Here is a 12352-nt window from a genome sequence, read left to right as displayed (position 1 = left end):
CTATTTACCTCCTGTAAATGTAGTAACCTGTTGAACTGCCTCTTTGACCCCTTTAGTAACAGCTCTTGAGGTAATTGTAGCTCCTGTCATAGCCTGGATATTTTTCTTGTTGGACTTATCTTTTGTAACTGTCAGATCAGCAGCTTTTTTATCCTTAAACTGTCCTCTGAAAGAATCCTCTGAAGCATTAGCTCCAAGTCCCGGTGTTTCATTGTGAGATACAATGCTGAAATCTACAACTTTTCCATCTGGTGTAACTGCCACCAGCATATTTATATCTCCACCATATCCCTTGCTTACAGCAGGTACTACATAAGCAATTGTCTTACTGCCCTTTACAGCAGCATACCAATCTTTTTTACCATTTACGTTTTTAAAATTATCTGCATTCGCAACCAATTCTTTCATGGTATCATTTTTTATTTGAACCTGTTTTTGCGCTGCTACTGGTGCAGTTATATAATAAACACCAGCCAATATAATTCCGGATATAAAACATGTAATGGTCAAATTCTTAGTAATCGCAAAAATACTATTTTTATCTTTATCATTAGCCATAAAAGTCTACCTCCTTGCACCAAATTTAACAGGCTGTGTAAATTTATCTATTAAAGGAGTAACTGCATTCATAAGCAATATGGAGTAACATACTCCTTCAGGATATCCACCTTTTAACCTGATAAGAGAAGTAAGAGCCCCTGCACCCAGTGCAAAGATGATCTGACCTTTGTTTGTCATAGGCACAGTTACCATATCTGTTGCCATAAAAAAGGCTCCTATCACAAGTCCACCTGCCATCATGTGGAAAACAGGATCTCCCGTAAAAAATCCAGCACTTCCACCAAAAGCCCATGTAAGTATTCCCACAGTACCTATCATCACTACGGGAATCTTCCAGTTTATATATTTCTTATATATGAGAAAAAGCCCTCCCAAAACCAGCAGCACAGTGGAAGTTTCACCTATACTACCATTACGTGTTCCCAGGAAAAGCGCTTTATAAAGTGCTCCTGTACCACCAAAAGTTTCAACTAATTTTGAGTATCCTTCTAATTTTAAAATTCCAAGAGGAGTGGCACTAGTAACTACATCTACACCACTGGCAGTCAATTTTGACCAACTAGTCATAGCTACAGGCCAAGAAGCCATAAGTACTGCTCTTCCAATATGGGCAGGGTTAAATATGTTGTATCCGAGACCTCCCATAGAATGTTTAGCTATTGCTATTGCCACAAAAGATCCGAAAGCTACCATATATGGTGGAATATCTGGAGGCAAACACATAGCAAGCAAAAATCCTGTTAAAAAGGCACTTCCGTCCGAAATAGTAACAGGTTTTTTCCTGATCTTCTGCACAATATATTCTGTAAGTACAGCAGAAATTATTCCTGTCAGAATCACTTCAAAAGCCGGCAGCCCAAAATGGATTATACCAAAAATTCCAGCTGGCGCTAGAGCCAAATTAACACTCCACATTATTTTAGAAATGGATTCATCACAGCGAATATGCGGCGATGCTGAAACTGTAAAAACATCTTTTTTTATTTGCGTTTCCGCCATCTTTTAATCACTCCCTTATTATTTTTCAACTTTCTCTTTTTCCTTTTCTTTTTCCTTAGCCGCCGCTTTAGCTTTTTCTCTAGCTGCTGCAGCTGCATTTTTAGATTTCATGTATTTAATATACTGTACAATATTTCGTTTAGCAGGGCATGTGTATACACAGCTTCCGCATTCCACGCAATCCAAAAGATTATAGTCTTCCTTGGCTTCTTCATATAAATTATTTTGTCCAAGTATACTCAGCATGCTGGGATTCAATCCCATAGGGCAAGCTTTTATACATCGGCCGCATCTTATACAGGCTGATTCCGTTCCTGTATTGACATCACTTTTAGCCAGTGCAAGTATTCCTGAAACTCCCTTTATCACCGGTATATCAAGATTTGATTCGGCCATTCCCATCATAGGTCCACCAGAAAGTATTTTAACAGGAGTATCTTTAAAGCCCCCGCAGAAATCAATAACATCTTTAAAAGTAGTTCCCACTCTCACCAATAAATTCTTGGGCTCCTTTACGGCTCCTCCACTTACAGTTGTAACTCTCTGAATAAGCGGAATACCTCTCTCTACAGCATCACTAACCGCAATGCACGTACCTACATTTTGAACAACTGCTCCAACATCCATAGGCAGTCCTCCTGAAGGCACTTCTCTGCCTGTCAAAACATTTATAAGCATTTTTTCAGCACCCTGAGGGTATTTAGTAGGAAGCCCAACAACTTGTACATTTGTACCTTCAAAAGCTTTTGTCATAATTTCAATAGCTTTCTTTTTATTATCCTCTATACCTACAAATCCTCTTTCCACATTTAAGACTTTCATGATAATTTTAATGCCTGATGCTATTCTATCAGTGTATTCAAGCATGGATCTGTAATCAGAAGTTAAATAAGGTTCACATTCAGCTCCATTCAAAATAAAAACATCTATCTTTTTATTTGGCGGCGGTGAAAGCTTGACATGGGCAGGGAAAGTTGCTCCTCCCATTCCTACAATACCTGCTTCTCTTATTATACCTATTATTTCCTTTCCAGTTAAGTCATTCCAGTTACGTTCAACAGGTATCCCTTCCGCCCATTCATCGTTTCCATCATTTTGAATAACTATGGATAAACATTTTCCAAAATTAGGATGTGGATATTCAGCTACATCTACAACTTTTCCAGAAACAGATGAATGCACATTGGCTGAGACAAAAGCATCACTCTTTGCAATAAGCTGTCCTTTTTTTACCTCATCTCCTTTTTTTACTATAGGAGATGTAGGAGCACCAATATGCTGTCTTACAGGTATATAGACTTTATCTGGTACAGGTGCTTTTTCTATAGGCTTGTCAGCTGTATACCTTTTACTATCATCAGGGTGCACTCCACCTCGAAAACTTTTTAACACTCTTTAACACCTCTTTCAATATTTTTAGCATGAAAATATTATTTATAAATTAAAAATTGCCTTATCCCGGCGCCTCCATCCAAATATCAAAGTTCAGAGTTCAAATATCAATTCGGCGGATTTCAGGACTTATCTGAAAATCTTCATTAATTGATATTTATCTGTTGCATTTTGAACTTTAGAATAAATATGTCAGCGTGTGGATAAATATAAAAATAGCTTATATAGCAAATTACAGATTTGATATTCCACAATTTGCTATACAGCTTTATGCTCTAGTATTTCTATCAGAAAATTAGGTGTAATTTAAAATAAAACACGTTTAATAATAGGCTTCATAGTATCATTTTTACTTGTGGACTTATCAAATATTTTTATATACAACAATGAAACAACAAAAAGTATTGCTCCACCTCCTATTTGAAGTGCTCTTTCAGAATACCCAATGTTATTCGCAATCCATGTTCCCAATAATGCACCTACAAAAATTGCAATAAGAGGTAAAATATATACAATAAAAGCGGCTTTCAACATATTTTTCTCTTTTACTTCAAAAATAACATGCTGTCCCACTTTGGCATCAACAGGATTTTTTGCATCTACTATAGTGGCATTCTCACCTGCACACAATCCACAGCTTTTGCAGTCCCCGTGTTTACTTGCTCTTATCTTGGCGAAATCTTGTCCTACTTCAATTACAACGCCTTCTGACATCTTTTTCATATCTGACATCTCCTTGCTCACTTGTTATCGTTTTTACGATCTATGCCTCCTCTTATTCCATCTATAACATTATACCATAAAAATCATAATTTTTACTCTGTATTATTAATTTTTTTATAACTGTACTATTTTTGAGCAAAATATATTATTTGAAATATATGCTATTTTTAAATATACAGGAAATTAAAGTCTTTTTTGATTAAAGATAGAAAAATCTAAAATGCTCATTGATTTATTCAACTTTAACTTAGTGCCCATACAATATGGTATTTCTTTAAAAAATAAATTATAATATTTACTTAGAAGGGAAAGGTAAATTACATGAAGAAATCTGAAAAAAATTTTTTTAAAAACCTATGCCAATATTGTATAAGTAAATACACAATTTTAAACAGCGGACCTTTAATATCCTCACTAATCTATCAACTATGCAAGTATGTGGATATGGATGTCCCTGCAATACAAGGCATATTGCGTGTACATATAAATGAAAATTACAGCAGAAGCTTTGCCCACTGTTTTAATATATACAACGGTATCATTATAGATGCATCCATCTATCAATATGCCCTTACAAACAAGGTCATAAGCCACTTATTTCCCATTTATATATTCAGCACCGTTCCTGAACATATAGATTATATAATGCAGAGGAGACTGAATGCAAACTCCCAAATTAAATTCAGCAGAGAATTCTTAAAAAATACACTTGAAAATATACAGAACAATAATTTCAAGTCCGTAAAAAGATTTGACTTAATAGAAGATTCCAAAAAAGAAAATTTATTCTACTGTCATTAATTATTCCTTTAAATATCAAATTGATGAGGATTTTCGGTTCAGCCGAAAATCCTCATCAATTGTGAACTGTACATTGTAAATTGTTCTAAAAGGTCCAATTAAGAAGCCTTCTTACTTTTACGGTATTAGAAGCTCTTAGGAAATTTTTGTATACTCTTTTACCATCTTCGTATATACAGATCATACCTATTTTATCACCTTTATTGACTGTGTAATTTATTTTTTTAGGCTTTACAATCTTACTGGTATATTTACATCCTTTCTTCACAGGAACTACAATATCATCTTCATATTCAAGCCTTAAATTCTTTCTATTTACCTTTAATTCTAATGCTCTATCTCCCTTTGAATATAATTTTTGGAAGTCATAATTTTTATCTATATATTCATATATCTTACCGGTTTCTTTCCACCTTTTAGGGCAATTTAAAACCACTATTATCACATCATTGCCCTGCACAGGTGCAGAAGTTATCAAGCATTTTCCTGCTTTTCCCGTATACCCCGTTTTAACTCCATTTGCATTCGGTATCTCCCAAAGGATCTTATTTATATTGTGATAACTTCTAGTAAATCCTTTTTCTTTTCCATCTACATCTCTTGAACTTACAATTTCATTGAATGTTGGATTTTTCTTGGCTACAGATGTAGCTACAGCCAGATCATATGCGGTGGAGTAGTGTTCCTCCCTGTCAAGGCCATGAGGAGTTTCAAAATGACTATTTATTATACCTATTTCATCGGCATATTCGTTCATAAGTTTTGCAAAGCCCTCTATGCTTCCCCCTATTGCCTCTGCTATTGCCACAGCTGCGTCATTTCCCGAACGGAGCATAAGACCATATAAAAGTTCTCTCAAAGTTATTTTTTCATCAGCCTTATATCCCACTGTAGAGCCTTTTATCCCAGCCGCCTTAGAAGAAATTTTTATTTTTTTATCCAATTTTCCATACTTCAATGCCACCAGTGTAGTCATGACTTTAGTTGTGCTTGCCATAGGGACTAACTCACAGGCATTTTTTTCATATATAACAATTTTTGAATTGCTGTCTATGGCTACAGCACACCTGGCATCTACATTGATCTTTTCAGAAGATCTCTCCTTATCTTCTGACATTACTTTATTTGGAAACATATTAGCAATAATAAAAATCACTATAAAATACAATAAAATTTTTTTTATCTTCATAATAGTACAAATTGCTCCTTCCTATAATGAATATATTATTGTGAATATTTTTTCCCTAAATAAATATATTACTATTAAAACTTGTTCCAGATTAGTATATAATTTACTATTGCGGTAAATACTATTAAGCAATAGATCATATTGAATTCGGAGGAGAAATATATGAGTATACTACCTGTTCTATTTATTCTAATATTCCCCATTGTGTTATTTCTTCCAATACCCTTAAAGATAAAAATAAAATACATTAACAGACAACTTCTCTTTCAAATATATAATTTGAATATAACAAATAAAATTGTACTAGGTAGATCTTCTCCCAAAAATACTGCAGAAAAAAATAGATTTGTTTCCCTTATAAATGCAATTAAATCATCGGAACTTAAAAACGTAAAGGCTAGATTTTCAGTTAAAGTAGATGTAAAACTTTGCTATGGTTTAGGCGATGCTGCCTATACAGCGCTTGTATACGGGGCCATATGCTCATTAAAAATATTTCTCTTCAACAGGTTAAACGGATTTTTTCATATAAAAAAATATCATGATAACATAAAGCCTGATTTCAACAGTTCACGTTTCGAACTAGAAATAACAAGTATAATTTATATAAGTTTAGTTAAAATTATCTATGTATATATAAAGTTATCTAGATATAAAAGGCAGTCTAAAAAATCAAATAATTCAATAGACAGCAATTTTGCATAATAACAATTTAAGATTTATAAGGAGGAGTTTTTATGGATAATCATCCTATAGAAAATTTATTAAAGAGTACTATGGAAAATCTAAAGGAAATGATAGATGTCAATACCATAGTAGGGGATGCAGTGGAATCAAAAGACGGTTCTCTGATAATACCCATTTCAAAAGTGTCCTTTGGGTTTGCATCCGGTGGAAGTGAATTTGATCTGCAGCACGATGAAGTACCTAGACCCGACTACCCTTTTGGTGGAGGCTCAGGTGCTGGAGTTACGGTAAAACCAGTAGCTTTTTTAGTTACAAAAGGTGACTCTGTAAGGCTGCTGTCCTTAAATCAAAATAACACCTGTGAAAAAGTAATAGATTCTATTCCTCAAATAATGGATCTGCTTCGGGGAATGGTATGTTCCAAGAACAGAAAAAACAAAGATACCTCTTATCACAAGACAGATGATGAAAATAAAGAAAAAAATCACGGTGAAGACAGTTCCTCCTACGACAGTTAACCATTAATAATTAATAGTTAAGAGTTATAAATCAAAAAAAACAGCTGAGTTTTTAACTCTTAACTTTTGTTCTTCATACAATTATAGAATCTAAATTAGGCATATTATCCAAATTTTCAAATCCAAAATATTTTAAAAATTCTTCCGTAGTACCATACAATATAGGTCTTCCCGGCACATTCAACCTTCCATTTTCCTTTATAAGTCTTCTTTCAATTAAAGTGGATATGGCTCTATCACTTTTTACCCCCCTTATCTCGTCTATATCTATTCTCGTTATAGGCTGTTTGTAAGCGACAATGGCCAAAGTCTCTAGTGACGCTTGAGATAAAGCTTGTCTTGAATTATTCTTCAACAGTTTTTCAACATAACTGCTGTTTTCAGCCTTTGTAACCAGCCTATATCTGTTATTATCTCTTAGAATCTCTATACCTCTACAATCTTTTTTATATACACTACTCATCTCATCAATCAAATTTTTCGTAAATTCTACATTACATTTTATTATGGATGCAATTTGTTCAATACCAAGAGATTCACCAGAAACAAACAATAAAGACTCTATTATAGAAAAATACTTATTCTCTGATAGTTTTCCTTTCTCTGTGGCCTCACAGCTACTTTTATCATCACTGCTTTTCATTCTCATTTATCCTTTCTATGTAAATTTCACTAAAATTTTCACTTTGCACTACAAATATGACTTTAAGTTTTATAAGCTCCAAAAGTGCAAGAAATGTAATTATCTTTTCTATTTTAAAAGAACAGTTTTTTATAATAGTTGAAAATTTAACTTCTTTTCTCTTATATATAATATTTTTTATATAAATTATTTTATCTTCCAATTTAAACTTATCTCTAGATATCTTTTTATTGAGCACAACTTCACTGTTAAATTTGCTTTCATATTCTCTCATCAGCTTGGTATATCTCTCATATATATCCCACAGGGTAGCACCCTTTAAAATCTGGGATATACTCGCTTCTTTTGATTCAATTATCTCTGGCTTTTTACCATACATCTTTCCTACTCTATCACATCTTTCTTTTAAAAATTCAGCTGCCATCTTGAATTTTTTATATTGAAGCAATTTATCCACTAACTCTTTTCTAGGATCCTCCTCTTTATCTTCATTTTCTTTCTCCAAGTCTGACTCTGGAAGTAAAATCTTTGATTTCATCTCTATAAGCGAAGCTGCAATTACTATAAACTCGGATGCTACATCTAAGTCCATTTCCCTCATGGTATTTATATATTTTAAGTACTGCTCTGTGATTTCATAAATTTTTATATCATATATACTCATTTTATTTTTTTTTATAAGATGAAGCAGTACATCAAAGGGTCCCTCAAAATTTCTTATTTTTATATTTAAAGACATCTACATATTCTCTCCTAAATTTTCAGTTAAATATTTTTGCCCATAGTCTATTCCAGAATTCAGTTCAATTTTCATTATGCTCCTCAAGATCCTTCCTATAGACTTTCCATCCTTTACTCCTTTAGAAGCTATATATTTTCCACTTAAAGAAGGCCTATAATCTCTTAAATTATAAATATAATTATATATCTTATAATTCAATTTTGAGTTCCAGCTTAATAATACAAGCTCATAATCATTCATCTTCCTCAATATTGTATATAACCTATAATTATCCATTGTACCCATAATCAAATCAGCTGCCTCATGAGAATCTTCATTGGAACATTCAATAGCACTTCTCAACTCTTTATTCAAAATTGAATTTTCAGCTAGTATTGATCTATATTTTCTATCCCTCATGGAATAAAATAATTTAAGGATCCTCATATCCACCCTGCTTGTACAACTATATCTTTTATCTTGGTTTTCCTCCTCAAGTTCAATTTTTAAGAGGCGTTCATCTACATCAAATATTTTTAAATCATTACACAGATAAATGTTTTCTTTCCAATTCTCCTCACAGCACAGAAGGTATATTTCCTTTACTATTCTATCATTACTTATAAGACTAAATACACCATTTTCCACGCATTTTTTTATTTCATCTTTGTCTTTTAAACTAAATTTATATCTCACAGCATATTTTATAGCTCTAAATATTCTAGTTGGATCTTCATTATAGCTATTAGGATGTATTTTCCTCAAAACTCTATTTTTTAAATCCTGTATGCCCCCACAGACATCTATTATACATTTTTTTTCAATATCGTAGGCCAGGGCATTTACAGTAAAGTCCCTTCTATACAAATCCTCATATATACGGGATGGAGAAATTCTAGGTAATGCCCCATCTATAAAATAATATTCCTTTCTGCATCTTATAAGATCTATATTTACACCATTTTCAAAAACTAAAAAAGCTGTTTGAAATTCACTGTGATACTGACAACATTTTAATTTCTGCAGTTCATCTAAAATAACCTTTGGATCTTCCTCTAAGCATATATCAATATCTTTCACTTTATTTCCTAAAATAGCATCTCTAACAGCCCCTCCTACTATATATGACTTTATTCCCCTGCGTTTACATAAATCCATGATTTCATTTACAATTTTTATCTCATCACAAGTTAATGCCTCTAAAATTTCCATACTAATTTTCTCCCCTAATTTTTAAATAGCAATCAGAAAATCCAATGAATTTCAGAAAACAATACAGTAAAATATCAAATTTGTACTTTTCTCTTCCGGATAAATTGAATTTTCTGACCTTATTATACTATATATTTTCTGTACTAAAAACATATATATCATATTCCCTGAGGCAAAACATTTCTGATGTTATCCTTTAAGTTGCTAAATATTCCTGGTCTTTTTACATTTCTATCACTGCGTAAATCGACTTTACCCACCATTTCCCCATTTACATATACATCACAATATCCTACCTTCTCATCTTTTTTATATCTCTTTTTATTTTTATCTATGATACACTTATAGGTGATTTTACTATCTTTTCCCTTTTCCGTTATTGCGTTTAAATCTGAAGAGGCTTTGGCAATAAAAAATCTGCTCCCGCTTTTATTCAAGTTGATCTTCTCTACATTACTTCCCTTTTTAAAGACATTTTTACAGGAATATTTTGAAAATCCATAATTCATAAGCATGCTAGCATCTTTATTCCTCACCTTATAAGTAGGTGAACCCATGATTATTGCCAGCATCCTCACTCCATCTCTAAGGGAAGTAGCAGATATACAATATTTCGCCGAACTAGTAAAACCTGTTTTCAATCCATCACATCCATTAAAAAATCTAACCAGTTTATTATGATTTACCAGTTCTATGGGGCTTTTTCTTCCTTCAGATATGGTCTCCATATATGTTCCCGTATATTTCAATATAGCAGGATGTTTAAGCAGTTCTCTTGACATTATACCTATGTCATAGGCAGAGGTATAATGGCCTTCTGCACTTAATCCTGTACAATTTTTAAAAGATGTATCCTTCATTCCAAGTTGTTCTGCCCTCTTATTCATAAGGTTCACAAATGCATCCTCACTGCCGGCTAAATATTCCGCCATGGCAACTGCTGCATCATTCCCAGATGCTATACCTATCCCCTTTAGTAAATCCTCTACAGTTCTCACTTCTCCTGTGTCCAGAAGCATAGAGCTTCCACCCATTTTCTTTGCATTTTCACTTACGGTAACCTTATCTGACAGAGATATCTTGCCGGAATCTACAGCCTCCATACTCAGAAGCATAGTCATCACTTTTGTAACAGAAGCTGGTTCCAGTTTTTCATGAGAATTTTTTTCGAATATTATTTTTCCACTTGAGGGCTCTATAAGCAATGCAGATTTAGCATCTACATTCAAATCTGATTTTATAGCTTTGATCTCCGATCCATCGGATTTACTTAAGGGTTCAGCTTTAACAGGCATACTTTCTATACCTAATATAAAGATCAAATTTAACATCAAGCTTATTAAAGTCAATGCTTTCTGCTTTTTCTTCATTTAATATTTCTCCTCCCTTTAAAATGTATTTCCTTCCGAAGTTATTAATATTATCACACAAATACAATAAAAAAATACATGGGATAAAATAAAATTAAAATAAAGTGGAAAGCTAAATTGGATAAATTATAAAGATATGAAAGAGGGATTAATTACATTGTCACAAAAACATAATTCAGAATATCAAGAACAGCTATATCTTAAAATGCTTCTTCACTATGAAATGCAAAAAAGCAGGCTGGTTGCACTTGATAGTAGTATTTCAAAACTCTATCTTCTCAACCTTGATAGCCTGCTCCCTATAATCAAGCCTTTATATTCTTTTTAAAGATTCATTATGCTAAATAAATATTTTAATCTATGGTTTCGCCTATACCTGGGTTAATTTAAATACTCGACTGTAATCTTTAAGTTTGGTAAAGCACTTTTCAAAGAATCTATTTCATTATCACTTAATTGACCTTCTGATATACGAAGTTCTTTTAAATTAGTTAAATTTTTTAATGGGCTTATGTCTTTTATATTATTTTTACCTATATCAAGGGTTTGTAAATTAGTTAAATTTTTTAATGGACTTATATCGCTTATTGAATTCATGCTTAAATTGAGAATTTGTAAATTAGTCAAATTTTTTAATGGACTTATATCACTTATTGAATTTCTATATAAAATAAGAGTTTGTAAATTAGTCATATTTCCCAGCGAATTTATATTACTTATTTGATTATCTCCTAATGCAAGTTCCTGTAAATTAATTAGATTTTTTAATGGGCTTATATTACTTATTTGATTACCAGAAAATGAAACATATTTTAGATTAGCTAAATTATTGATAGCTCCTATATCGGTTATCTGATTACCACCTAATCCAAGTTTTTGTAAACTAGTTAAATTTTCAATTCCGCTAATATCTTTTATTTTATTATAATAAAAATTCACTTCAGATATCTTATCTACATCGCTTTTATATAAAGTACCAGTGGGCTTATTTGCAGTTAATCTTACTGCCTGTTCTAAATTTTTATCTGTGAACTACCACCACTTATAGAAGTGGATGGCTTCTTAGTCAATATTCCTAATGGAACAAGTTTACCTAAGCTCTAAAGGTCGAACCAACCTCAGTGTATTGCCAAAATTATATGGCTAATTTCAGCAGATTTTTACTGGCGTTTATACCCCTGTCATGGTGTGTGCCGCATTTAGGGCAAATCCATTCCCTGAGTGCAAGATTTTTTACTTCTCTATTCTTATATCCACAAACTGAACATAATTGACTACTTGCATAATTACTGGGTGCCACTATTATTTTTCTGCCATACCATCCAGCCTTGTATTCCAGCATTCTTCTGAATTCACTCCAGCTTGCTTCGCTTATTGCCTTTGCCAGCCTGTGATTCTGCTGCATATTTTTAACTTTTAAGTCCTCAATAACTATAGATTGGTTTTCTCTGAATGGATTTTAATTTAGGTAATTTAATATGTTCATCTTTGATATAAACTGTTCCATTTTGATTATTGGTTGTATAACTGTTATAG

Annotated in this window: 13 protein-coding genes and 1 pseudogene; 3 read left to right on the top strand and 11 right to left on the bottom strand. The window is 32.6% G+C overall.

Annotated features, from left to right (window positions below; translation table 11 throughout):
• From LN736_RS12535 to LN736_RS12520, 4 genes are all read right to left on the bottom strand, one after another.
• Positions 1–558, bottom strand: coding sequence for an RnfABCDGE type electron transport complex subunit G (locus tag LN736_RS12535; RefSeq protein WP_150357833.1), 558 nt, complete (start codon positions 556–558; stop codon positions 1–3).
• 6 nt (positions 559–564) lie between these two features.
• Positions 565–1560, bottom strand: coding sequence for an RnfABCDGE type electron transport complex subunit D (locus LN736_RS12530; protein ID WP_179977203.1), 996 nt, complete (start codon positions 1558–1560; stop codon positions 565–567).
• 18 nt (positions 1561–1578) lie between these two features.
• Positions 1579–2952 carry an electron transport complex subunit RsxC gene (rsxC, locus tag LN736_RS12525; RefSeq protein ID WP_229981659.1) on the bottom strand — a complete coding sequence of 458 codons (1374 nt, stop codon included), beginning with the start codon at positions 2950–2952 and terminating at the stop codon, positions 1579–1581.
• A 306-nt stretch (positions 2953–3258) separates the two neighbouring features.
• Positions 3259–3675, bottom strand: coding sequence for a SoxR reducing system RseC family protein (locus LN736_RS12520; protein WP_150357836.1), 417 nt, complete (start codon positions 3673–3675; stop codon positions 3259–3261).
• Positions 3676–3996: 321 nt separating this feature from the next.
• Here LN736_RS12520 and LN736_RS12515 point away from each other — a divergent pair, with 321 nt between their 5' ends.
• Positions 3997–4476 carry a hypothetical protein gene (locus LN736_RS12515; protein ID WP_179977202.1) on the top strand — a complete coding sequence of 160 codons (480 nt, stop codon included), beginning with the start codon at positions 3997–3999 and terminating at the stop codon, positions 4474–4476.
• 85 nt (positions 4477–4561) lie between these two features.
• Here LN736_RS12515 and LN736_RS12510 read toward each other — a convergent pair whose 3' ends face one another.
• Positions 4562–5665: a D-alanyl-D-alanine carboxypeptidase family protein gene (locus tag LN736_RS12510; protein ID WP_179977201.1), complete on the bottom strand. Its 1104-nt coding sequence runs from the start codon at positions 5663–5665 to the stop codon at positions 4562–4564.
• Positions 5666–5827: 162 nt separating this feature from the next.
• Between LN736_RS12510 and LN736_RS12505 the strand changes: the two genes are divergently transcribed.
• Complete coding sequence (locus LN736_RS12505) at positions 5828–6370, top strand: DUF2953 domain-containing protein (protein WP_229981658.1); 543 nt, start codon at positions 5828–5830, stop codon at positions 6368–6370.
• A gap of 32 nt (positions 6371–6402) precedes the next feature.
• The gene (gene ytfJ / locus LN736_RS12500; protein WP_150357840.1) at positions 6403–6870 is read left to right on the top strand and encodes a GerW family sporulation protein; all 468 of its coding nucleotides are present in this window, start codon (positions 6403–6405) and stop codon (positions 6868–6870) included.
• A 73-nt stretch (positions 6871–6943) separates the two neighbouring features.
• Here ytfJ and scpB read toward each other — a convergent pair whose 3' ends face one another.
• The 6 genes and pseudogenes from scpB to LN736_RS12470 all read right to left on the bottom strand — a co-directional run.
• Positions 6944–7513: an SMC-Scp complex subunit ScpB gene (gene scpB / locus LN736_RS12495; protein ID WP_229981657.1), complete on the bottom strand. Its 570-nt coding sequence runs from the start codon at positions 7511–7513 to the stop codon at positions 6944–6946.
• A complete protein-coding gene (locus LN736_RS12490) occupies positions 7500–8252 on the bottom strand; it encodes a segregation/condensation protein A (RefSeq protein ID WP_179977200.1) in 753 nt (250 codons plus the stop codon). The genes scpB and LN736_RS12490 overlap by 14 nt, the downstream gene beginning before the upstream one ends.
• Entirely contained in the window at positions 8253–9446 is a 1194-nt protein-coding gene (locus tag LN736_RS12485) for a tRNA nucleotidyltransferase/poly(A) polymerase family protein (RefSeq protein ID WP_229981656.1), read from the bottom strand. It lies immediately after the preceding gene.
• Positions 9447–9604: 158 nt separating this feature from the next.
• A complete protein-coding gene (locus LN736_RS12480; RefSeq protein ID WP_150356499.1) occupies positions 9605–10816 on the bottom strand; it encodes a D-alanyl-D-alanine carboxypeptidase family protein in 1212 nt (403 codons plus the stop codon).
• A gap of 381 nt (positions 10817–11197) precedes the next feature.
• The gene (locus LN736_RS19145; RefSeq protein WP_229981655.1) at positions 11198–11755 is read right to left on the bottom strand and encodes a leucine-rich repeat domain-containing protein; all 558 of its coding nucleotides are present in this window, start codon (positions 11753–11755) and stop codon (positions 11198–11200) included.
• A gap of 196 nt (positions 11756–11951) precedes the next feature.
• Positions 11952–12266 (bottom strand): annotated as a pseudogene (locus tag LN736_RS12470) (RNA-guided endonuclease TnpB family protein); the annotation flags it as partial.
• Positions 12267–12352 lie beyond the last annotated feature (86 nt).

The organism is Clostridium aromativorans (assembly GCF_020908015.1).
Taxonomy (GTDB): Bacteria; Bacillota; Clostridia; order Clostridiales; family Clostridiaceae; genus Clostridium_B; species Clostridium_B aromativorans.
The sequence above is the reverse complement of the archived record's forward strand: the minus strand, read 5'-3'. Positions and strand labels throughout refer to the sequence as shown.

Excerpts from the sequence above, each read along its gene's own strand:
- LN736_RS12490 (WP_179977200.1), bottom strand. The coding sequence starts at position 8,252 with ATGTCTTTAAATATAAAAATAAGAAATTTTGAGGGACCCTTTGATGTA.
- LN736_RS12530 (WP_179977203.1), bottom strand. The coding sequence starts at position 1,560 with ATGGCGGAAACGCAAATAAAAAAAGATGTTTTTACAGTTTCAGCATCG.
- LN736_RS12505 (WP_229981658.1), top strand. The coding sequence starts at position 5,828 with ATGAGTATACTACCTGTTCTATTTATTCTAATATTCCCCATTGTGTTA.
- LN736_RS12510 (WP_179977201.1), bottom strand. The coding sequence starts at position 5,665 with ATGAAGATAAAAAAAATTTTATTGTATTTTATAGTGATTTTTATTATT.
- LN736_RS12515 (WP_179977202.1), top strand. The coding sequence starts at position 3,997 with ATGAAGAAATCTGAAAAAAATTTTTTTAAAAACCTATGCCAATATTGT.
- scpB (WP_229981657.1), bottom strand. The coding sequence starts at position 7,513 with ATGAAAAGCAGTGATGATAAAAGTAGCTGTGAGGCCACAGAGAAAGGA.
- LN736_RS12480 (WP_150356499.1), bottom strand. The coding sequence starts at position 10,816 with ATGAAGAAAAAGCAGAAAGCATTGACTTTAATAAGCTTGATGTTAAAT.
- LN736_RS12520 (WP_150357836.1), bottom strand. The coding sequence starts at position 3,675 with ATGAAAAAGATGTCAGAAGGCGTTGTAATTGAAGTAGGACAAGATTTC.
- LN736_RS12485 (WP_229981656.1), bottom strand. The coding sequence starts at position 9,446 with ATGGAAATTTTAGAGGCATTAACTTGTGATGAGATAAAAATTGTAAAT.
- ytfJ (WP_150357840.1), top strand. The coding sequence starts at position 6,403 with ATGGATAATCATCCTATAGAAAATTTATTAAAGAGTACTATGGAAAAT.
- LN736_RS12535 (WP_150357833.1), bottom strand. The coding sequence starts at position 558 with ATGGCTAATGATAAAGATAAAAATAGTATTTTTGCGATTACTAAGAAT.